The organism is Rhodococcus sp. M8, assembly GCF_015654185.1.
GTDB classification, from domain to species: domain Bacteria; phylum Actinomycetota; class Actinomycetes; order Mycobacteriales; family Mycobacteriaceae; genus Rhodococcus; species Rhodococcus aetherivorans.
In genome coordinates this window covers 3372273-3392323 of sequence record NZ_CP064065.1, presented here as the reverse complement: position 1 = coordinate 3392323, position 20051 = coordinate 3372273, and the positions used below count along the sequence as shown (strand labels likewise).

At 69.1% G+C, this 20051-nt stretch carries 20 protein-coding genes; 15 read left to right on the top strand and 5 right to left on the bottom strand.

Going from position 1 to position 20051, the window contains the following annotated elements; genetic code table 11:
- The first annotated feature begins 32 nt into the window (after positions 1 to 32).
- The gene (locus tag ISO16_RS15315) at positions 33 to 695 is read left to right on the top strand and encodes a cyclase family protein (RefSeq protein WP_006941672.1); all 663 of its coding nucleotides are present in this window, start codon (positions 33 to 35) and stop codon (positions 693 to 695) included.
- Here ISO16_RS15315 and ISO16_RS15310 read toward each other — a convergent pair whose 3' ends face one another.
- Positions 696 to 1454 (bottom strand): M50 family metallopeptidase, encoded by a 759-nt coding sequence (locus ISO16_RS15310; protein ID WP_072636611.1) that lies wholly within the window; start codon positions 1452 to 1454, stop codon positions 696 to 698.
- 117 nt (positions 1455 to 1571) lie between these two features.
- Between ISO16_RS15310 and ISO16_RS15305 the strand changes: the two genes are divergently transcribed.
- From ISO16_RS15305 to ISO16_RS15265, 9 genes are all read left to right on the top strand, one after another.
- Complete coding sequence (locus tag ISO16_RS15305; protein WP_230304360.1) at positions 1572 to 2780, top strand: MFS transporter; 1209 nt, start codon at positions 1572 to 1574, stop codon at positions 2778 to 2780.
- Positions 2781 to 2846: 66 nt separating this feature from the next.
- Positions 2847 to 3164 (top strand): ferredoxin, encoded by a 318-nt coding sequence (gene fdxA, locus ISO16_RS15300; RefSeq protein WP_029546568.1) that lies wholly within the window; start codon positions 2847 to 2849, stop codon positions 3162 to 3164.
- The gene (locus tag ISO16_RS15295; RefSeq protein WP_044476231.1) at positions 3161 to 4411 is read left to right on the top strand and encodes an MFS transporter; all 1251 of its coding nucleotides are present in this window, start codon (positions 3161 to 3163) and stop codon (positions 4409 to 4411) included. Before fdxA ends, ISO16_RS15295 begins: the two co-directional genes overlap by 4 nt.
- A gap of 105 nt (positions 4412 to 4516) precedes the next feature.
- Positions 4517 to 5701: an ABC transporter substrate-binding protein gene (locus ISO16_RS15290; RefSeq protein ID WP_072636537.1), complete on the top strand. Its 1185-nt coding sequence runs from the start codon at positions 4517 to 4519 to the stop codon at positions 5699 to 5701.
- 99 nt (positions 5702 to 5800) lie between these two features.
- Entirely contained in the window at positions 5801 to 6691 is an 891-nt protein-coding gene (locus tag ISO16_RS15285) for a branched-chain amino acid ABC transporter permease (RefSeq protein WP_006941660.1), read from the top strand.
- Complete coding sequence (locus ISO16_RS15280) at positions 6688 to 7674, top strand: branched-chain amino acid ABC transporter permease (RefSeq protein ID WP_006941659.1); 987 nt, start codon at positions 6688 to 6690, stop codon at positions 7672 to 7674. Before ISO16_RS15285 ends, ISO16_RS15280 begins: the two co-directional genes overlap by 4 nt.
- Positions 7671 to 8486, top strand: a complete 816-nt coding sequence (locus ISO16_RS15275) for an ABC transporter ATP-binding protein (RefSeq protein WP_072636536.1) — start codon at positions 7671 to 7673, stop codon at positions 8484 to 8486. Before ISO16_RS15280 ends, ISO16_RS15275 begins: the two co-directional genes overlap by 4 nt.
- Positions 8470 to 9195 carry an ABC transporter ATP-binding protein gene (locus ISO16_RS15270; protein ID WP_006941656.1) on the top strand — a complete coding sequence of 242 codons (726 nt, stop codon included), beginning with the start codon at positions 8470 to 8472 and terminating at the stop codon, positions 9193 to 9195. The genes ISO16_RS15275 and ISO16_RS15270 overlap by 17 nt, the downstream gene beginning before the upstream one ends.
- Before the next feature lie 17 nt (positions 9196 to 9212).
- On the top strand, positions 9213 to 10376 hold the full coding sequence (locus ISO16_RS15265) for an ABC transporter substrate-binding protein (RefSeq protein ID WP_029546563.1): 1164 nt from the start codon (positions 9213 to 9215) through the stop codon (positions 10374 to 10376).
- A 127-nt stretch (positions 10377 to 10503) separates the two neighbouring features.
- On the opposite strand, the gene ISO16_RS15260 is transcribed toward ISO16_RS15265, so the two are convergent.
- From ISO16_RS15260 to ISO16_RS15245, 4 genes are all read right to left on the bottom strand, one after another.
- A complete protein-coding gene (locus ISO16_RS15260; protein ID WP_072636535.1) occupies positions 10504 to 11268 on the bottom strand; it encodes a crotonase/enoyl-CoA hydratase family protein in 765 nt (254 codons plus the stop codon).
- Positions 11269 to 11277: 9 nt separating this feature from the next.
- Positions 11278 to 12042 (bottom strand): SDR family NAD(P)-dependent oxidoreductase, encoded by a 765-nt coding sequence (locus tag ISO16_RS15255; protein WP_072636534.1) that lies wholly within the window; start codon positions 12040 to 12042, stop codon positions 11278 to 11280.
- 27 nt (positions 12043 to 12069) lie between these two features.
- Positions 12070 to 13245, bottom strand: coding sequence for a thiolase family protein (locus ISO16_RS15250; protein ID WP_050036072.1), 1176 nt, complete (start codon positions 13243 to 13245; stop codon positions 12070 to 12072).
- 95 nt (positions 13246 to 13340) lie between these two features.
- The gene (locus ISO16_RS15245; protein WP_072636533.1) at positions 13341 to 13895 is read right to left on the bottom strand and encodes a nuclear transport factor 2 family protein; all 555 of its coding nucleotides are present in this window, start codon (positions 13893 to 13895) and stop codon (positions 13341 to 13343) included.
- Positions 13896 to 14153: 258 nt separating this feature from the next.
- On the opposite strand from ISO16_RS15245, the gene ISO16_RS15240 reads away from it, so the two are divergent.
- Genes ISO16_RS15240 through ISO16_RS15220 form a run of 5 tightly spaced genes read left to right on the top strand, consistent with a single transcriptional unit; the run spans position 14154 to position 20047 of the window.
- The gene (locus tag ISO16_RS15240) at positions 14154 to 15317 is read left to right on the top strand and encodes an acyl-CoA dehydrogenase family protein (RefSeq protein WP_029546558.1); all 1164 of its coding nucleotides are present in this window, start codon (positions 14154 to 14156) and stop codon (positions 15315 to 15317) included.
- A 44-nt stretch (positions 15318 to 15361) separates the two neighbouring features.
- Positions 15362 to 16135 (top strand): SDR family NAD(P)-dependent oxidoreductase, encoded by a 774-nt coding sequence (locus ISO16_RS15235; protein WP_196813340.1) that lies wholly within the window; start codon positions 15362 to 15364, stop codon positions 16133 to 16135.
- Positions 16136 to 16163: 28 nt separating this feature from the next.
- Complete coding sequence (locus tag ISO16_RS15230) at positions 16164 to 17189, top strand: LLM class flavin-dependent oxidoreductase (RefSeq protein WP_006941639.1); 1026 nt, start codon at positions 16164 to 16166, stop codon at positions 17187 to 17189.
- The gene (locus ISO16_RS15225; protein ID WP_072636532.1) at positions 17189 to 18859 is read left to right on the top strand and encodes an AMP-binding protein; all 1671 of its coding nucleotides are present in this window, start codon (positions 17189 to 17191) and stop codon (positions 18857 to 18859) included. The genes ISO16_RS15230 and ISO16_RS15225 overlap by 1 nt, the downstream gene beginning before the upstream one ends.
- Positions 18860 to 18880: 21 nt before the next feature.
- A complete protein-coding gene (locus ISO16_RS15220; RefSeq protein WP_006941637.1) occupies positions 18881 to 20047 on the top strand; it encodes an acyl-CoA dehydrogenase family protein in 1167 nt (388 codons plus the stop codon).
- Positions 20048 to 20051: the final 4 nt, after the last annotated feature.

Sequence of the window (20051 nt, the reverse complement as noted above, 5' to 3'; positions counted from 1 at the left end):
GCGGATCGCGGGTCACCCGTTAGCATCGGCGCATGCGCGTGCGCCGGATCGTCGACCTGAGCCGCACCGTCTCCGGCGACACCCAGGTCTACCCGGGCGATCCCGTGCCGGTGCTCACGCCGCACGCGACGCTCGAGCGCGACGGGTACAACCTGCTGCGGGTGGAGATCGGCTCGCAGACCGGAACGCACGTCGACGCCCCGCTGCACATGCGCGCCGGGGCCGCGCCGATCGACCGGGTGCCGCTCGAACATTTCGTGGGTCGCGGGATCGTCCTGGACGTGCGGGGCCTGCCGCCGCGCACCGCGGTGACGCGGCGGCACGTCGTCGACGGGGTGGCCGGCGGGCCGGACCCGGGCCCCGGCGACATCGTCCTCCTGCATACCGGGTGGGCCGAGCACTACGGCACCGATGCCTACTTCGAGCACCCCTATCTGTCGGAGGACGCGTGCCGGTGGCTGCTCGGGCGGGGCGTGCGCACCATCGGCCTCGACGCCCCGAGCATCGATTCCGCCCTCGGCAGTGACTATCCCGCGCATCGCCTCGTCGCCGAGGCCGGCGGCATCGTGTGCGAGAACCTGTGCAACCTCGAACTCGTCGACTTTCCCGATCCGCTGATCAGTCTTCTTCCGCTGCGGCTGCGGGACGCGGACGGCGCCCCGGTGCGGGCCGTGGCGATCGCGCTCGAGCCGTGATCAGGGCACCTGCGTCGCGACGATGCGTGCGGTGCCGTACGCCGCGGTACCGAGCGTGACGACCGCGAACGCCACGATCCATACCGCCGTCGGCACCCGGGTGAGCCACCGCAGCTGATCCGCGTCGGAGCCCTGCCCGCGGCCGCGCCGGTGGGTGCGCGCCAGTTCGAGCACCGGCCGGGTGGCGCCGAACAGCAGCACCCAGGTGGTCAGGTACGCGACGGTGTAGCGCACCAGCTCGTCGCCGTAGTAGGCGGCGGTCCCGATCACCGCGCCGGCCGCCAGCACCGAGACGAATCCGAAGAAGTTGCGGATCAACAGGATCAGCAGGGCGAGCGCGGCCAGCACGGACCACAGCACCGCTGCGGGCCGGTCGACGGTGAGCAGGGTCGCGGCCACGAACCCGAGCACGGCCGGGCCGGTGTACCCGGCGAACGCGGTGGCGATCATGCCCGGCCCGCGTGGGTTGCCGGAGGACACGGTCACGCCCGAGGTGTCGCTGTGCAGGCGGATGCCCGCCAGCTGCCGGCCCACGAGCCGTGCGACGAGCGCGTGCGAGCCCTCGTGTGCCTGGGTGATCACATGCCGCGTCACCAGCCACAGCGGGCGCACCGTCACCAGCACCAGCGCGACGGTGGCGGTGAGGGCGACGAGCAGGGGCGGCGCGGGCTCGCTCACCGCGGAGACGGCGTGCCATCCGGCGCGGACCGCCGACCAGAAGGACTCGAGTGGCGTGGACGGATCGGCCTCAGGGTCCACGGTCGGCACCTTTCTCTCGGGAGTCCGCCATCGTACGGTCCGGCAATTCGCTCCACGGGCGCCGGGAATGTGCCACTCTCTATAGGGGCTAATCATTCATATCAATAGGGAGGCCGGGTGTCGGTCGAGGTTCTGGAAAGGCGCCGGGTGGCTCGGCCGTCGTGGATCGCACTGTCGGTGTTCCTCGTGTTCGCGGCGAGTAATGCCCCGGCTCCGCTGTATGTGGTCTGGCAGCGCGAGATGGGTTTTCCACCCAGCACGGTCAGCCTGATCTTCGTCAGTTACATAGTCGGGTCGGTCGTGGCGCTGGTGTTCGGTGGCCGCGCTTCGGACCGATTCGGACGTCGGGCCGTCCTGCTGCCCGCCCTGGGTCTCGCGATCGTGGCCTGCCTCGTGTTCGCGACGGCCCGCACGCCCCTGTGGCTGGAGGCGGGGCGGTTCTTCATCGGCCTCGCATCCGGGGCGTTCGGCGCGGCGGGGTCGGCGGCGATCGCCGACGCGTTCGGCCCCGGCCGCGGAGCGCGTGCCGCGCTGTACGCGAGCGCGGCACCCGTCGCCGGGTCGGCCGTGGGGCCGCTGCTCTCCGGGGTGCTGGCCGACGTCGCGCCGGCGCCCACACGGCTGGTCTTCCTGGTGCTGATCGTTCCGCTGGCGGCGGCCGCGATACCGCTGACCGCCGTCGGCGGTCGTCCGGCCGGGGTGGGCGGTCGCTGGGTGCAGCTGCCGAGCATCCCGCGCGAGATCGCGGGAACCGTGCTGCTGTCCATGGCTGTGGCCGGCAGCCCCTTCGCGCTGGCGGGGCTGTTCATCTCCCTCGGCCCGGCGTTGATCGCCGACCTGCTCGGCAACGACACGCGAACCCTGGCCGGCGCGGTGTCGTTCGTGGTCTTCGGGGCCGGGGCCGGGGCGCAGTTCCTCGTCCGCCGGATGAGCATCTACCGGGTCGCGGTGGTCGGGCTCTCGGTTTCCGCGCTGGCTGCGGTGCTCATCGCCGTCGCCGTCGGCGCCGCCTCGGTGCCCGTCATCGTCGTGGCCGCGATCGCGGCAGGCCTGGGTCAGAGCCTGGCACAGCTCGCCGGGCTCACCCTCGCGCGCGGGTATGCGCCGGAGGGGCGGACCGCCGAAGTGGTGTCCATGGTGTGGCTCGCCGGATACGCCACCGTCGGGTCGGGGATCCTCGGGCTGGGATTCCTGGCGGACGGAATCGGCTTGCGCCCGGCGACTTACGCCTTCTGCGGGTTCTTCCTGGCCTGCGTCTGCGGTGCCGGGGTCGCGGTGGTGCGTCGCCGGCCGGTCGTCGAGGCACTCGGAGCGGACACCCATTGACACCCGACAATCAATGAATATGATTATGACCTAAATCACGCGGTCATCGAATCGGAGGAGTGCGCAGTGACCTACACCATCACCGAGCCCTGTGTCGACGTCCTCGACAAGGCGTGCATCGAGGAGTGTCCGGTGGACTGCATCTACGAGGGCGGCCGGATGATGTACATCAACCCGGAGGAATGCGTCGACTGCGGCGCCTGCGAACCCGTCTGCCCCGTGGAGGCGATCTTCTTCGAGGACGACGTCCCCGAGGATCGCGCCGGGTACACGCAGATCAACGCCGACTTCTTCGCCGAGATCGGCTCACCGGGCGGCGCTTCCAAGATCGGAAAGACCGACTACGACCCACCGCTCGTGAAGAGTCTGCCCGTACGGGCATGATCGCGGTCCGGGCTCCGCGACCCGGCCGGGGACCGGTGCTCCTGGGCGCCGCGGTGGCGGCCGCATTCACGTTCGCCGTCGTCGGGTCCAACATTCCGGGCCCGATCCTGCCGTTGTACGAGGACCATCTGGGCCTGTCCCCGTTCGTGCTGGCCGCCCTGTTCGTGACGTACTTCGTCGCCCTGGTGTCGATGTTCCTGGTCGTGAGCAGGAGCGCGCTCGGACGGTTCGCGTGGGCCGTCCTGCCGGGTGCGCTCGTCGTCGGGGTCCTCGGCGACGTCGCCCTGTGGTCCGGCGCCGACACCGTCTGGCTGCTCTTCGTCGGCCGTGCCCTGACCGGAACGTGTGTCGGGCTCGCCACCGGATCCGCCGCCACGCTCGCCGTGGCGGCGCGCGGCGACGCGGGCCGCACCCTGGCGGCGACCGGCGCGATCGCCGGCTCGTTCCTCGGCCTGATCGCCGCGGCCACCGTCGCCCAATTGCTGCCGGAGCCCACCGTTCTCATCTACCGGCTGCACGCCGTCTCCCTCGTGCTCTCGGGACTGCTGCTCGCCGCCGCGCTGTGGGGGAACAGGCGTCGGCTCTCCGCGCTCCGGCACGCCGAGCCCCCGCGCCCGGCGGGGCCCGTTCCGGCCGGCGCGGGCGCCGCGTTCGACCGGAACAGGTTGCCCGCCTACGGATTGGGTGCGGCCGGGTGGACGGTCGGCGGCATCGCCGTCGGCGTGCTGCCGTCGGCGTTGCGCGACGGGATCGGGTCCGAGCTGCTGGTGGTCGGCGTCCTCGCCGCCATCATCCTGCTCGTCACGGCCTGGTTGGGCCCCTACCTCGCCCGGGCCGCAGGCCGTTCCCCGGGGCCCCAGCTGTGTCTGCTCCTGCTCGCCGGTGGTGGCGTGTTCGTCGCCGCCGGCCTCGTCGCCCGCACGCTGTGGCCGGTACTGGCCGGCAGCTTCCTGTGGGGCATCGGGCAGGGCTTCGCATACGCGCAGGGCCTCATCCTGCTCACCGCCGGCATGACGCCGGTGGAGCAGGGGAGGAGCACGTCGCTGTACGCGTGTTCGTCGTACGGCTTCGCGGCGGTGATGATCCTGGTGGCCGGCGCCTTCTCGTCGGCGTGGGGATACTCCTACGGATCCGCCGGTGCGGTAACGATTTTTGTCCTCTTCTGTGTGGCCGTCGCGGGGGCGGGCCGGGGTCGGTGGACGCCGGCCGTCGCCGTGGACCCCGTACGCGTCCCCGCCCGCAAATAATTCCTGCGCATATCCGGATCGGCCTCTGGACATTTCGTCGGCGTGGCTCTACTGTGACGGGCATCACGACTAATGATGCATATCATTCGACCGGAAGGTGCACACATGTCTCGAGTCGACCGGAAAGTCCGGCGTCGTCTGCTCGGAGCCGCGAGCGCGTTCGGCGTCCTGTTCACGGCCGCCTGCGGCTCCGGCGGAAACGGCACCGTCGCCGACGGTGACCTGCCGGCCGAGATCAAGGTCGTCTCCGTGACCGACCAGACCGGCACCACGGCGTACGTCGGCAACAGCCAGCTCAAGGGCATCGAACTCGCGATCCAGGAGATCAACGAGCAGAATTACCTGGGTGACTCGAGGATCGTTCTGCAGAAGCGTGATTCGGCGAGCGATACGCAGACCGCGGTCAGCCAGGCCACCGAGACGCTGACCGACAAGAGTGTCAGCGCCCTGCTCGGACCGGTGCTCAGCGCCCATGCCGTCGCGATCGCCCCGCTCGTGGAACGGGCCGGGCTGCCGACGATCTTCACCCAGTCCGGCAGCGAGGGCGTCGTCATCGGCGACTACACCTACCGCGCGACGGCTCCGATGGAGACCTACTTCGTCAAGGCGCTCGAGCGGCTGCAGCAGCAGGGTGTGAAGACCGTGAGCGTGCTCTACAACGCGGGCAACGTCACCCTCGCCGGACTCGGTGAGAAGACCATCCCCGAGGGCCAGGAGAAGTACGGCTACCGGATCCTGTCGAGCACCTCCGTCCAGGCCACCACGCAGGACTTCGGCACCACCGCAACGAAGATCGCCGGTGAGAAGCCCGACGCGGTCATCGTCCTGCTCGTCGGCGCCGGCAACTCCACGGCCATGTCGCAGCTGCGCCAGGCCGGCTACACCGGCACCGTGGTGGGCAACCCCGCCGCCGGCGCGGGCAACCTCGCACCCGCCGGTGCCGCGGGCGCGGGCATGTACTGGGCCACCGACTTCAGCTTCCACCAGAAGGACGAGTCCTCGCAGCAGTTCGTCGAGGCGTACCGCGCCGAGTACAACGGGGAGAATCCGCTCAACTACGCGGCCGAGGGCTACGACGCGACCTGGATGCTCGCCCACGCTGCCAAGAACGCCGGCGGTGCGTCCCGCGACGACCTGCAGCGCGGCCTCGAGCAGGTCGTGGCCGAGGGCTTCGACGGCGCGCTCGGCCCGGTGCGCTTCGAAGGCAACGACATGCGCGTCAACGGCGTGCTCGTGGAATGGAACGGCACGGAAGAAGTGCTGATCGACGACCAGGAATCGGCGAAGTAGTGCGGATCGCTCCGCACCTGTGCACCAAGGAGTTCGACGAATGACCGGAAGAACATCGCACCGCCGCCGGGGAATCCCGGCCGGAGGAAGGCAGGCGTCATGTCACAGCTGGTGATCGACGCGCTCGTGCTCGGCTCCATCTACCTGCTCTTCTGCCTGGGAATGAGCATCTCCTGGGGAACGATCGACATCCTCAACTTCGCCCACGGCGGGATCTTCATGTTCTCCGCGTTCGTGGCCTCCCAGATCGTGTCCAACGTCGGTCTCGGGCTCGTCACGGTCTGCCTGATCTCCGTCGTGGTCGGGGCGGCGCTCTCGGCGGCCATCGACGTCTTCGCGTTCCAGCCGATCCTGCGACGGGCCAAGAACCAGCGGACCGCCGAACTGCAGATCCTCATCGGCGGCATCGGAATCGGCACCATCCCGGTCGCCGTCGTGCAGTTCCGCACGCTGAGCGAGCCGTTCGGTTTCGTGGGCAGCTCGTACGAGACGTCGGTCTACACCGTCGGCGACCTGCGACTGACGAGCACGGGCCTGATCGTGCTCGGCTGCGCGCTGATCCTCACGCTGGCGATCTCCTTCTGGCTCAAGAACACCAGCCACGGGCTCGCCCTGCGGGCCATCGGCGTGGACTCGGAGACCGCCGAACTGATGGGCGTCAAGCGGCGCCAGCTGTCGCTGCTGACGATGGCGGTGTCGGGCGGCCTCGCCGGCCTCGCCGGTGCCCTGCTCACCTACAACCTCGGCGCCATCACCGCCGAGAGCGGTGAGACCCTCCTCATCAAGGCGTTCGCCATCATCATCCTCGGCGGCGTGGGCAGCACCGGCGGCGCCGCGCTCGGTGCGATGGTGCTCGCGTTCTCCGAGGTCCTGGTGCTCCGCTACACCGGCGGCGGCTGGGTCGACGCCGTCGGCTTCGGCCTCATCCTCGTGGTTCTGCTGCTGCGGCCGCAGGGCATCTTCGGAAGGAAGGAGGTGCGACGGGTATGAGCGACTTCTACTTCTCCAACATCGTCCTCATCCAGAGCACGTTCACGGTGCTGCTCCTCGCCCTGAGCATCCAGATCCAGTTCCGGATGGGAGTGTTCTCCTTCGCCGGCGCCGCCTTCTACGGCATGGGCAGCTACGGCGCCGCAATCTTCGTGCTGCACTACGGATTCGACGCAATCTCCGCGACCGCCGCCATCGTCGTGATCTGCGCGGTCATCGGATACCTGCTCTCGCTGATCCTGCAGCGCCTCGCCGGCCTGTACCTGGCCATGGCCACCGTCGCGTTCGTCATGATCGTCACCGTCGTCGCCCACAACGGCGGCGAGCTCACCGGCGGCTCGGTCGGCCTGTTCGGCGTTCTCACCACCCCGGAGATCTCCGTCCCGCACCTGGCCGTCGTCTGTGCCGCCGTCGTCGCGGCGATGATCCTCAGCGAGCGCGGCCGCATGGGCCGGCGCATCGAGGCGGTCCGCGAAGACCCGGAACTCGCCTCGGCCATGGGCATCAACGTCGCCCGCTACCGCCGGATGTCCTTCGTGATCAGCGGTGTGCTCGGCGCGCTCGGAGGCGCCCTGAACATCCTGATGATGACGGCCATCGCCCCGGAGAACATCGGCTTCCCGTTGATCGTGCTCGCGCTGACGATCATCATCGTCGGTGGCTCCCGGTCCTGGCTCGGTGTGCTCATCGGCGCCCTCATCTTCACGTGGCTTCCGGTGATGCTGGAGCAGGTGGGCACCTACCAGAGCATCGTCTACGGCATCATCGTCGCCATCGCCGCGATCTTCATGCCCGGCGGCATCACCGGCGTCGTCACCGACCTGTACCGTCGCCGCCTCGCCCGTCGCGACAGCGCGGCCCTCGAGGACGCGGCTGCCGCGGAACGTCTCGCCGACGCGGCCGACGACGAGGCCGCCGCAGAACTCGGCGCCGAACTCGCGGGCACCGGTGCCCACTCCGCCTCGACAGGAGAAACGCGATGACCACCGAAGTCGCTCCCCAGGAGGGCGTTCCCGGCCGGGTTCCGGATCAGGTGCTACGCATCGAGGATCTCGCGGTCCACTTCGGCGGCATCAAGGCCGTCGACGGCATCACCCTGGGCCTCGAGCGCGGCCTGATCTCCGGCATCCTCGGACCCAACGGGTCGGGCAAGAGCACCCTGCTCGGCGCCGTCACCCGGCTCACGCCCCTGACCCGCGGATCGATGCACTTCGAGGGGCGGGACTTCTCCGGCGTCCAACCCGAGCAGGTGGCGCGGCTCGGCATCGGGCGCACCTTCCAGACCGTCCGTCTCCTCGACGATCTCACCGTGCACGAGAACGTCGAACTCGGGCACGACCTGATCGCGGGACCGCGACGGTGGTGGCGACGGGTCGACAGCACCGAACGCGACGCCGCCGAGGCGGCCGTGCGCACCGCCCTCGAGCGCACCGGGCTCGACGGCAAGGAGAAGCTGCGCCCCGGCCAGCTCTCGTACGGCCTGCAGCGCCGGGTGGAGATCGCCCGCGCCATCGTGATGTCCCCGAAGCTGCTGCTGCTCGACGAACCCACCGCCGGCATGAACCGCTTCGAACGCGAGGAGATCGGCCGGCTCATGTCCGACCTGCGTTCGGAAGGACTCACCCAGCTGATCGTCGAACACGACGTGCAGATGATGGTGGACGTCTGCGATCACCTCTTCGCCATGAACTCCGGACAGCTCATCGCCTCCGGTTCCCCCGCCGACGTGGTGCGTGATCCGGCGGTGCGCGAGGCCTATCTCGGAAAGCAGGACAACGATGATCGAGATTCGTGATCTGCACGTCGATTACGGCAAGGTCAGTGCCGTGCGCGGGGTGTCCGTCACCGCGCGGCCGGGCCGGGTGACGCTCGTCCTCGGCGCCAACGGCGCCGGCAAGACCACCACCCTCCGCACCGTCGCGGGGCTGACCACGCCCAGTTCCGGGGACGTGCTTCTGGACGGCGAGTCGATCAAGGGATGGCCCGCCCACAAGATCCTCAAGCGGGGCATCTCGCTGGTTCCCGAGGGCCGCAAGGTGTTCGGCTCGCTCACCGTCCACGAGAACCTCAAGATCGGGGGCCTGGTGGCGTCGAAGAAGGCCCGCGAGGAATCGATGCGGACCGTGTTCGAGATGTTCCCCATCCTCGAGGAGCGGCAGTCCGGCCCCGCCGGCCTGCTCAGCGGCGGCGAGCAGCAGATGCTCGCCTTCGGCCGCAGCCTCATGTCGCAGCCCGGGTACATTCTCATGGACGAGCCGTCGATGGGTCTGGCCCCCGCCGTGGTCGACCGGGTCATGGCCAGCGTGCGCAGCATCGCCGACCGTGGCATCGGCGTCCTCATGGTCGAACAGAACGCCGAGGCCGGCATGAAGATCGCGGACGACGTCGTCGTCGTCAACCGCGGCGAATCCGTGTACTCCGGACCGGTCGACGAGGCGCGAAACCACTCGTCCGTGGTGCTGGCCTTCCTCGGTGAAGCCGCGCTCACCGGAACCGACAACTGAACCGAGAACGGAAGAGAATGAAGAACAAGCGCATTGCCGTCGCCGCGTTGGCCGGTGTCGCCGGGCTCGCCCTGACCACCGCGTGCGGCTCGGGCGGCGGCGGAACCGTGGGGTCCGGCGAGATGCCCGGCGAGATCAAGATCGTGTCCGTGACCGACAAGACCGGTCTGACCGCCTTCGGTGGCCTGCCCCAGTTCCGGGGTATCGAGCTCGCCGTCGAACAGGTCAACAGCAGTGGGTTCCTCGGTGAGTCGAAGCTCGTGCTCGAGAGCCGCGATGCGGCCAGCGACACGCAGACCGCTGTGAGTCAGGCGACCGAAGCGACCGCGGACCGGTCGGTCAGCGCCCTGCTCGGCGGCATCTCCAGTGCCCAGGCGATCGCGATCTCGCCGCTCGTCGACCGGGCGAAGCTGCCGACCGTCTACACGCAGTCCGCCAGCGACGGTGTGCTCGGCGGCGACTACACCTTCCGGGCGACCCCGCCGCAGACCACGCACATCGGCACCTCCCTGGCTCATCTCGAGGACCTCGGCGTCGAGCGGGTCAGCGTGTTGTTCAACGCGGCCAACCCGGCCCTCGCGGAGATGGCGGAGAAGAACCTTCCCGAGGGGCAGGCCGAGCACGGATACCAGATCGTCTCGACCACGTCCGTGCAGAACACCACCCAGGACTTCGCGTCCTCGGCGACGAAGATCGCCGGGGAACGGCCCGACGCCGTGGCGATGCTCCTCACCGGCGCCCAGAACGCCACGGCCATGCGGCAGTTGCGCCAGGCCGGATACACGGGACCGGTGCTCGGCCAGACCGGTGCAGGCGCGAAGAACCTCGTCCCGGCGGGGGCTGACGGCGCCGGCATGTTCTGGACCGCCAACTTCACACTCGACCAGCCGGCGGCGTCGTCCCAGGAGTTCGTCGCGGCGTATCGGGCGAAGTACAACGAGGACCCGCTGAACTACGCGGCCGAGGGGTACGACGCCGCGTGGCTGCTGGCGCGCGCGATCAAGGCCTCCGGCGGTGCGTCCCGCGAGGACATCCAGCGTGGTCTCGAGCAGGTCACCGCCGAAGGATTCGACGGTGCACAGGGCGAGATCACGTTCGAGGGTCACGACATGCGTACCCCGGGCGTGCTCGTCGAATGGGACGGCAGCCGTGAGGTGGTCGTCGCCAAGCCGTCGGCCTGATTCATCCTGTGCCCGAATGTCACACCGCTTCGATCAGATCGAAGCGGTGTGACATTCGGTCCTTCGGCACACGAATGCGAGCGGGGCCCGGGAATTCCTCCCGGGCCCCGCTCGTCGTACCGCTGGGTCAGCGTCCCTGCCAGACGGGTTCGCGCTTCTCCTTGAACGCCAGCGCGCCTTCCTTCGCGTCGGCGGAGGAACGCACCGGCTCGTAGATCTCACGCATGCGCTCGAACTCCTCCTCGTTGGACCAGTCCCGGGCCTGCGCGATGATCTGCTTGGTGGCGCGCAGTGCGAGCGGGCCGTTCTTCGCGATGGTCTTCGCCAGGGCGATCGCCTCGGTCAGTGCCTGCCCCTCGGGCACGAGGCGGTTGAGCAGCTTCGCCTCGTACGCGGTCTGCGCCGGGAAGTACTCACCGGTGAGGCACCATTCGACGGCGAGCTGGTGCGGGACGCGGCGCGGCAGCCGCAGGAGTCCGCCGCCACCGGCCAGCAGGCCGCGCTTGACCTCGGGGAGGCCGAAGACGGCTGTCTCGGAGGCGACGATGAGGTCGCAGGCGAGCACGATCTCGAACCCGCCGGCCACGGCGTGTCCCTCGACCGCCGCGACGAGCGGCTTGGCCGGGGACTTCTCGGTGATGCCCGCGAAGCCGCGACCCTCGACGGAGGGGCGTTCGCCGGCGAGGAAGGCCTTCAGATCCATCCCGGTGCAGAAAGTCTTGCCGGCGCCGGTGATCACGCCGGCGACGAGATCGTCGCGGGCGTCGAGTTCGTCGAGGGCGGCGGCGACGGCGACGGCGGTCTCGGTGTTGATCGCGTTACGCACCTCGGGCCGGTTGATCGTGATGATCTGCACGCCGTCGGACTGTTCGACGTGTACGGGGGTGTCCATGGCTGTCTCCTAGCGGGGCTGCATGCGGATCGCGCCGTCGATACGGATCGTCTCGCCGTTGATCATCGCGTTGTCCACGATCGACAGGGCGAGCTTCGCGTACTCGTCGGGCTGCCCGAGGCGGGCGGGGTGCGGGGTCTGGGCGGCGAGTCCGTCGCGGATCTCCTGCGAGAACCGGGACAGGATCGGTGTGTCGAAGGTGCCCGGCGCGATGCTGTTGACGCGCACGAGCTTCCGGGCCAGATCACGGGCGGCGACGAGGGTCATGCCGACGACACCGGCCTTGGCGGAGGCGTAGGGGATCTGGCCGATCTGGCCCTCCCACGCCGCGACCGACGCGGTGAGGACGATGACGCCGCGTTCGCCGTCGACGGGCTCGTTGTTCACCATGCGGGCGGCCGACAGGCGCAGCACGTTGAACGATCCGATCAGGTTGATCCGGATCAGGTTCTCGTACATGTCCAGCGAACCGGGGGTGCCGTCCTTCTCGACGACGCGGACGGTGCCACCGCGGCCGGCGCAGTGCACGACGGCCCGGAGCGGAGCGCGTTCCTCGGCGGCGTCGAGCGCGCGGTTCACCGCGTCGGGATCGGTGACGTCGGCCGGGGCGAACGCGGCGAGCTCGCCGAGTTCCTTGGCGACGACCTCCCCGTCGGAGGTGGGCAGGTCGAGGATCACCGTCGGCACGCCGAGGCCGACGAAGCGCTTGACGGTGGCCAGGCCGAGGCCGGAGGCCCCGCCGGTCACTACCGCCGATCCCTGGGTGATGTCCATGATTTCTCCTGAGTCGGAAGTGGGTTTCTACAGTCGTTCCACGACGGTCGCGTTGGCCATTCCGCCGGCTTCGCACATGGTCTGCAGGCCGTAGCGCCCGCCGGTGCGTTCGAGGTGGTGGAGCAGTGTGGTCATCAGCCGGGCACCGGACGCGCCCAGCGGGTGTCCGAGGGCGACGGCGCCGCCGAGCGGGTTCAGGACGTCGTCGGACGCGCCGATCTCGCGCTGCCAGGCGAGGGGGACGGCGGCGAATGCCTCGTTGACCTCGAAGGCGGCGATGTCCCGGACGGACAGCCCGGCCCGGGCGAGGACCTTTTCGGTGGCGGGGATGGGGCCGGTGAGCATGAGGGTGGGATCGTCGCCCACGACGGCCGAGGCCACGATCGCGGCGCGCGGGCGCAGGCCGAGCGCGGCCGCCTTCTCCTCGGACATGATCAGCAGGGCGGCCGCGCCGTCGGAGATCTGCGAGGAGTTGCCCGCGGTGACCTTCCAGTCCAGCTCGGGGAAACGCTCGCGCCACGTGTCGGTGTCGAAGGCCGCGGGCAGACCGGCGAGCCTGCCGGCGGTGGTGCCCTCGCGGATGGTCTCGTCGGAGGTCACCACGCCGTCGGGGGTGGTGACGGGAACGATCTCGCCGTCGAACCAGCCCGCGGCGCGCGCGTGTGCCGCGCGTTCGTGCGAGCGGGCCGAGTACTCGTCCAGCTCGGCCCGGCTCAGTGCCCACTTCTGCGCGACGAGCTCCGCGGCGATGCCCTGCGGGACGAGATCGGGGAAGCGCTCGCGCACGGCGGGCCCGTGCGGGTCCTTGCCCATGGCCGCCGATCCCATCGGGACCCGGCTCATCGACTCGACGCCGCCGGCGACGACGATGTCGTACGCGCCGGCGGTGATGCCCTGGACCGCGAAGTCGACGGCCTGCTGGCCGGAGCCGCACTTGCGTTCGATGGTCACGGAGGGCACGTGCGTGGGAAATCCGGCCGCGAGCAGGGCCTGCCGCCCGGGGGTGGCGGACTGTTCGCCGGACTGGTTGACGCAGCCGATGAGGACGTCGTCGATCAGGCCGGGATCGAGGTCGTTGCGGGCGACGAGCCCGGCCAGGACCTGGGCGAGCAGATCGCTGGGGTGCACCCCGGCCAGCGCTCCCTGCGCTCTGCCCCGTCCGGTGGGGGATCGGACGGCGTCGACGATGACAGCGCGGGTCATGGGCGTTCCTCCAGTCGGGAAATCAATTCATGATGATGGTTACTATAAACCATTCTCCGACCGATCGTATGGCCCGCGTCACATCGGTAGGGCCCTCATCGGTAGGTCGACCAGGTCGGCAGGGATTCGGGGAAGTCGGCGCGCCGGTGCGGGGTGCCCGGCCACTGGATGCGCTCCGTCGTGCACAGGCCCGCATTCATCCGCTCGAACGGCACGGCGTACATGAACCGCAGGTCCCGGCGCCGGAACAGCCAGCGGCCGTCCACGCGGGCGTACTCGTCGGAGTACCGGTACGCCGCCATCATCAACGTCCCGTCGAGCGCCAGTTCTGCTCGGCCCGTGAGCAATCCGCGTGCGCGGTCCCCGTCGACGGAGATCTGGTCGCTCTGCGGCGAGTGCAGGGTCAGGCTGTAGCGGTCCATGGCGGCGACGTAGAACTCGCGGATCTCCTCGCGCCCGCGGGCGATGGAGCCGGCGCGCTCGAACTCGCCGTCCTCGGTGAACAGCGAGAGCAGGGTCTCGAGGTCGTGGTCGTCGACGGCGATGGCGTAGGCCGCGACGAGGTCCTGGATGCGCGCACGGTCCTCGAGCCGGGTGAGGCGCCGGGCCAGCTCCTCCAGCGCCCTCGGGGACGAGTCGAGTGTCGTCATGTGACCTCCATAGAAACTGATAACGATTGTGATGTATTGCACAATAGGCGGTGGAGGCGCGGGAAGGACAGGGCGGCGCCGGCGAGGCCGCGAATTCCGCAGGTGACGACCCTTCCGGGCCTGGGTGGCGACCATCGACCAAAGAAGCGATTGCCTCTTAATCATTATCATGGTTAGTATGTGAGTCATCGAACTGAGTGACCTTGACCACATCCGGTGGGCACTTTAGGTTAATGATGAACACAGAAAGGTGGGGACATGGCGACATCGCACGTCGACGACGAGCTCCGGGACATCCGTGCGGCCGCGGCGACCGTAGCCCGGGAGCGCTACGCACCGAAGGCTGCGCAGTGGGATCTCGAACGCACCGCGTTCCCGCACGACGAGCGTCGCTTCCTCGGCGAGCTGGGCTATCTCGGCATCTCGCTGCCGGAGGAGTACGGAGGGTCCGGCGCTCCGCTGTCCCACGCCCTGGCGGTGATCGAGGAGTTCGCGAAGGTGTGCCGGCCGGCGGCCTTCCAGATCTTCGAATCCAACACCGGTCCGGCCCAGGCCATCGCCCGCCTGGGCACGGAACACCAGAAGAAGACGTTCCTGCCGCAGATCGTCGCCGGCGAGAAGACCATGGCCGTCGCGATCTCCGAGCCCGACGCCGGCTCCGCCGCCACCGACATGACCACCAAGGCCGTGCGCACCGACAAGGGTGTCGTCGTCAACGGCATGAAGCGGTGGATTTCCAACGGCAGCGAGGCCGACGTCTACCTCACCTACTGCCGCATGGGCGATGCCCCCGGCGCCAAGGGCATCGGAGCCGTCCTCGTCGAGGCCGACCGGCCCGGCATCAGCTACGGCGCACGCGAGAAGCTCATGGGCTTCCGGGGCATTCCGTCGGCCGACATCTTCTACGACGACGTGGTCGTTCCGGAGGAGAACATCGTCGCCGAGGCCGGCGGCTTCAGGAAGCTGTTCGGCGCGTTCACCATCGAGCGCCTGGGCAACACGACCATGAGCCTGGCCATCGGACAGGAGGCGCTCGACCGCACCGTCACCTACGTGCAGGAACGCCACCAGTTCGGCAAGCCGCTCGTCGAGTTCCAGTCCGTCCAGATGACCCTGGCCGACATGGTCCTGCAGGTCGAGGCCGCTCGGCTGCTCCGCGATCGCGCCGTCGCGAACATCACCGACGGCCTGCCCGATCCGCTCGAGGTCTCCCTCGCCAAGTGCACCGCCAACGAGATGGCCAAGCGCGTCACCGACATGGCGATCCAGCTGCACGGCGGCAACGGGTACACCGAGGAGTTCGGAATCGAACGGCTGCACCGCGATTCGCACGGATGGGCGCTGGCGGGCGGCACGCCGACCATGCAGCGCACCCGGATCGTCTCCGAGCTCCTGGGCCGCACGTTCGATCAGCGCGCCTGACATTGCACATCAACGAAGAACTTCTCGAGAACGAGGTGAACGAAATGCTGGGTCGTTACGAGGGACGTATTGCCGCGATCATCGGTGGTGGTTCGGGCATGGGCCGCGCGATCAGCCATCGCATCGCCCAGGAGGGCGGCCACGTGTACGTCGCCGACCTGTCCGAGGACGGTGCGGTCACCGTCGCAGAGGAGATCCGGGCCGAGGGCGGTCAGGCCACTCCGATGCGGGTGGACGCGACGAACAACGACGATCTTCGCTCGCTCTTCGGCAAGATCGACGCCGACCACGGCGTCCTCCATGCGCTGCACGCGCAGGTCGGCATGCCCGGCCCGGGCGGCCTCGAGGTCGGCGACGCCGACTGGGAGAAGAACATCGCGGTCAACGTCAAGAGCGCCTACTACTCCACCACCCTCGGCTTCGACCTGCTGAAGAAGGCGGAGGGCAAGGGCTCGGTCACCCTCACGTCGTCGACATCCGCGCTGATCGGTTCGCCGTTCAGCCCGATCTACTCGATGACCAAGGGCTCGCTCGTCCCGTTCGCCCGCTCCCTCGCGCTCGTCGGCGCCAAGGACGGTATCCGGGTCAACGTCATCTGCCCCGGCCAGGTCGTCACGCCGATGCTCTCGCAGTTCTTCGGGCGCGAGCCCGGCGCCGACGTCTCGGCCCTGACCAAGGACTTCGTCGCCACCATCCCGCTCGGCCGGGGTGCTCAGCCCGAGGAGATCGCGTCGGTGATCGCCTTCCTCAACAGCGACGATGCCAGCTACATCACCGGCGTGACCATTCCGGTCGACGGCGGACTCACCGCTCAGTAACGACCACTTCGACCGGAGGGACAGGACCATGGTTCAGGTCGGATTGCTGCTCAGCGACGTTCCGAAGTCGGTGAGCCCCGCACAGCAGTTCAAGGACGTACTGCGCATCGTCGACGCGGCGCAGGAGAACGGCTTCACCTACATCGCGATCGGCCAGCACTTCCTCTACGGGGAACTGCGGTGGCTGCAGCCCGTGCCGCTGCTCGCGCGCCTCGCCGCGCACGTCGAGCCGCACATCAAGCTCGTCACCCAGATCATGATCGCGCCGCTGTATCACCCCGTGATGCTGGCCGAGGAGATCGCCACGCTCGACGTGGTCACCGAGGGGCGGCTGATCTTCGGTGCCGGCCTGGGCTATCGACCCGAGGAGTTCGACTACCTCGGTATTCCGTTCAAGCAGCGGGCCGGACGGTTCGACGAGTCGCTGCAGATCATGAAGAAGCTGTGGACGGAGGAAGAGGTCACCTTCCACGGCAAGTACTTCCAGCTCGAGGGCGTCAAGCCGCACCTGTTCCCGGTGCAGGATCCGCACCCGCCGATCTGGATCGGCGCGCACGCGATGGGCGGTGTCCGCCGCGCCGGCAAGTACGGTGACGCGTACGCGACGCCGCCGGAGACCCCGAAAGAAGAAGTGCTCGAACGCTTCCGGGTCGTACGGGACCTCTTCGCCGAGCGGGGCAAGGAATTCGGCCCGCAGCCGCTGCGCCGCAACGTGCTGGTCGCCGACACCCGCGAGCAGGCGATGCAGGAGTACGCCCGCGTGGCGCAGGGCCGCTACCTCACCTACGCGAACAAGGGCCTGGACGTCATGAAGGGCACCGACCTCGAGAACGAGTTCGCCAAGGCGGTGTCGAGCCACGCCGTCGTCGGCGATCCCGAGCAGGTCGTCGCCCAGCTGACCGACCTGGTGACCACCATGCCGGTCGACCCGCTGCTGATGCGTCCGCAGTGGCCGACGATGGACGCGGACGAGACCATCGCCGCCATCTCCCGGCTCGGCAAGGAAATCGTTCCGTCGATCACCGCGATCCCCGCAAACCGGGAGTTGTCCTGATGCAGACCTACACCGATCTGAAACCGACCTTCGCCGACCCGGAGGACTGGACGCTGGGCCACGTGCTGCGCACGTACGCTGCGTCCCAGCCGGATTCGGAGTTCCTCGTCACGCCGGAGGAGGATCGGCGCTTCACCTACGCCGAAATGCTCTCCTCCGCCGAACGGATCGCGAGCTCCTGGTATCGGGCCGGCGCGCAGCAGGGTGATCGGGTGATCATCATGGCGCAGAACTCGTCCCAGCTCGTGCGCTCCTGGTTCGGCACCGCGGTCGGCGCACTCGTCGAGGTGCCGATCAACACCAACTACGAGGGCGAGTTCCTCCGCCACCAGGTGGTGACCGTCGAGCCGCGGTGGGCGGTGATCGACGACACCTACGCCGAGCGGTTCGTGGCGATCGCCGAGCATGCGCGTGGCATCGAGAAGTTCTGGGTGGTCGACTCGGGAGCCGGAAACCGCGACCTGGCACTCGAACTGCTGCGCGCCAACGGCTGGGACGCCGAGGCGTGGGAGACGCTGGAGGCGGGCGAGGTGCAGGAGCTGCCGCAGGCACGGCCCCAGGACCTCGGCGCGATCTTCTTCACCTCCGGGACCACCGGCCCGTCCAAGGGCGTGGCGATGCCGAACTCGCAGCTGTACTTCTTCGCGCAGGAGGTGGTGTGCTTCACCCGGCTCACCCGCGAGGACACCTACCTCACCACCACGCCGCTGTTCCACGGCAACGCCCAGTTCATGGCGGTCTACCCCGCCCTGGTGGCCGGGGCGCGGGCCGTGGTGCGCTCGAAGTTCAGCGCGAGCCGCTGGATCGACCACGTGCGCGACGACGACGTCACCGTCACCAACTTCGTCGGGGTCATGATGGACTTTGCGTGGAAGCAGCCGCCGCGCGAGAACGACCTCGACAACCGCCTGCGCTGCGTGTACGCGGCGCCGACGGCCAGCTCCATCGTCGAGGACTTCAAGAAGCGCTACGGCATCGAGGCCTTCGTCGATGCGTTCGGGCTGACGGAGACCTGCGCGCCGATCGTCGCGCCCTACGGGGTGCCCCGGCCGGCCGGGGCCGCGGGGCTCGCGGCCTCCGAGTGGTTCGACATCCGCCTGGTCGACCCGGAGACGGACCGCGAGGTCGAGGTCGGCGAGGTCGGCGAGCTGGTCGTGCGTCCGGTGCAACCGTGGACGTGCAGCATGGGGTACTACAACATGCCGGAGAAGACGCTCGAGGCGTGGCGCAACCTGTGGTTCCACACCGGCGACGCCCTCAAGAAGGACGAGGACGGCTGGTTCTACTTCGTGGACCGGTACAAGGACGCGCTGCGCCGTCGCGGCGAGAACATCAGCTCCTACGAGATCGAGCAGGCGGTGCTCGGGCACCCGGCCGTCGTCGAGTGCGCGGTGATCGGTGTTCCCGCCGACGTGGAGGGCGGCGAGGACGAGGTGCTCGCGACCGTGGTCGGCACCGGCGACGTCGGTCCGGAGGAGATCCTGGCCTGGTGCGACGGCCGGATTCCGGCCTTCGCGATCCCGCGCTACCTTCGATTCGTCGGCGCGCTGCCCAAGACCCCGTCGGAGAAGGTCCGCAAGGCGGTCCTGCGCGAGGAGGGCATCACCCCCGACACCTATGACCGCACCGCGGTCTCCGACGCAGACCGCACCGCGGTCCCCGCGGTCTGACGGCCGGGAAAGGCAACCGAGATGGACTACAGCAAGAACGAGACCCACGAGGAAATCCGGCGGGGGATCCACGATCTGTGCAAGCGGTTCCCCGACGAGTACTGGGCCGAGCACGACGAGTCCCACGAGTTCCCGTGGGAGTTCTACAACGCCATGGCCGAGGGCGGCTGGATGGGTCTCACCGTCCCCGAGGAGTACGGCGGCGGCGGCCTCGGCGTCACCGAGGCCGCGATCGTCGAGCGGGAGATCGCCGCATCCGGCGCCGGCATGGGCGGGTGCAGCGCGGTGCACATCGGCATCTTCGGCTTCGAGCCGATCATCCACCACGGTTCCGAGGAGATGAAGCGCAAGTACCTGCCGCGCGTCGTCACCGGCGAGCTGCACACCTCGTTCGCCGTCACCGAGCCGGACGCCGGCACGGACACCACCAACATCCGCACGTTCGCCAAGAAGGTCGACGGCGGCTGGCTGGTGTCCGGCAAGAAGGTGTGGATCACCAAGGCGCAGGAGGCCGAGCGCATGCTCCTGCTGTGCCGCACCAGCCCCCGCGACGAGAACGCCAAGCGCACCGCCGGCATGACGCTGATGTTCGCGGAGATGGACCGCAGCAAGGTGCAGATCCGGCCGATCCCCAAGATGGGCCGCAACGCCGTCGACACCAACGAGCTGTTCATCGACGAGCTGTTCGTCGCGGACGAGGACGTCGTCGGTGAGGTCGGGCACGGCTTCCGCACCATCCTCGGCGGCCTCAACGCCGAACGCGTCATCTCGGCGAACGCCGCCCTCGGCATCGGTGAGGCGGCGTTGCGCCGCGGCGTCGACTACGCCAAGCAGCGCGAGGTCTTCGGCCGTCCCATCGGGAAGAACCAGGGCATCGCGTTCCAGCTCGCCGAGGCCCGCATCCGCCTCGACGCCGCCGAGGCGGTCCTGGACAAGGCGACGTGGATGGTCGACCAGGGCCTGCCGTGCGGACGGGAGGCGAACGCGGCGAAGTTCCTGTGCGCCGAGGCCGGCTTCTACGCCGCCGACGTCGCCCTGCAGACCCACGGCGGCTTCGGTTACGGCAAGGAGTTCCACGTCGAGCGGTACTTCCGGGAGGCGCGGCTCATGCGGATCGCGCCGATCAGCCAGGAGATGGTCCTCAACTACACGGCCGAGCACGTGCTGGGCCTGCCGCGAAGCTACTAGGAGG

Coding starts and splice junctions, on each gene's coding strand:
- ISO16_RS15295 (WP_044476231.1), top strand. CDS start 3,161: ATGATCGCGGTCCGGGCTCCGCGACCCGGCCGGGGACCGGTGCTCCTG.
- ISO16_RS15315 (WP_006941672.1), top strand. CDS start 33: ATGCGCGTGCGCCGGATCGTCGACCTGAGCCGCACCGTCTCCGGCGAC.
- ISO16_RS15230 (WP_006941639.1), top strand. CDS start 16,164: ATGGTTCAGGTCGGATTGCTGCTCAGCGACGTTCCGAAGTCGGTGAGC.
- ISO16_RS15255 (WP_072636534.1), bottom strand. CDS start 12,042: ATGGACATCACCCAGGGATCGGCGGTAGTGACCGGCGGGGCCTCCGGC.
- ISO16_RS15260 (WP_072636535.1), bottom strand. CDS start 11,268: ATGGACACCCCCGTACACGTCGAACAGTCCGACGGCGTGCAGATCATC.
- ISO16_RS15270 (WP_006941656.1), top strand. CDS start 8,470: ATGATCGAGATTCGTGATCTGCACGTCGATTACGGCAAGGTCAGTGCC.
- ISO16_RS15250 (WP_050036072.1), bottom strand. CDS start 13,245: ATGACCCGCGCTGTCATCGTCGACGCCGTCCGATCCCCCACCGGACGG.
- ISO16_RS15245 (WP_072636533.1), bottom strand. CDS start 13,895: ATGACGACACTCGACTCGTCCCCGAGGGCGCTGGAGGAGCTGGCCCGG.
- ISO16_RS15235 (WP_196813340.1), top strand. CDS start 15,362: ATGCTGGGTCGTTACGAGGGACGTATTGCCGCGATCATCGGTGGTGGT.
- ISO16_RS15275 (WP_072636536.1), top strand. CDS start 7,671: ATGACCACCGAAGTCGCTCCCCAGGAGGGCGTTCCCGGCCGGGTTCCG.
- ISO16_RS15285 (WP_006941660.1), top strand. CDS start 5,801: ATGTCACAGCTGGTGATCGACGCGCTCGTGCTCGGCTCCATCTACCTG.
- ISO16_RS15280 (WP_006941659.1), top strand. CDS start 6,688: ATGAGCGACTTCTACTTCTCCAACATCGTCCTCATCCAGAGCACGTTC.
- ISO16_RS15220 (WP_006941637.1), top strand. CDS start 18,881: ATGGACTACAGCAAGAACGAGACCCACGAGGAAATCCGGCGGGGGATC.
- ISO16_RS15240 (WP_029546558.1), top strand. CDS start 14,154: ATGGCGACATCGCACGTCGACGACGAGCTCCGGGACATCCGTGCGGCC.
- ISO16_RS15265 (WP_029546563.1), top strand. CDS start 9,213: ATGAAGAACAAGCGCATTGCCGTCGCCGCGTTGGCCGGTGTCGCCGGG.
- ISO16_RS15290 (WP_072636537.1), top strand. CDS start 4,517: ATGTCTCGAGTCGACCGGAAAGTCCGGCGTCGTCTGCTCGGAGCCGCG.
- ISO16_RS15225 (WP_072636532.1), top strand. CDS start 17,189: ATGCAGACCTACACCGATCTGAAACCGACCTTCGCCGACCCGGAGGAC.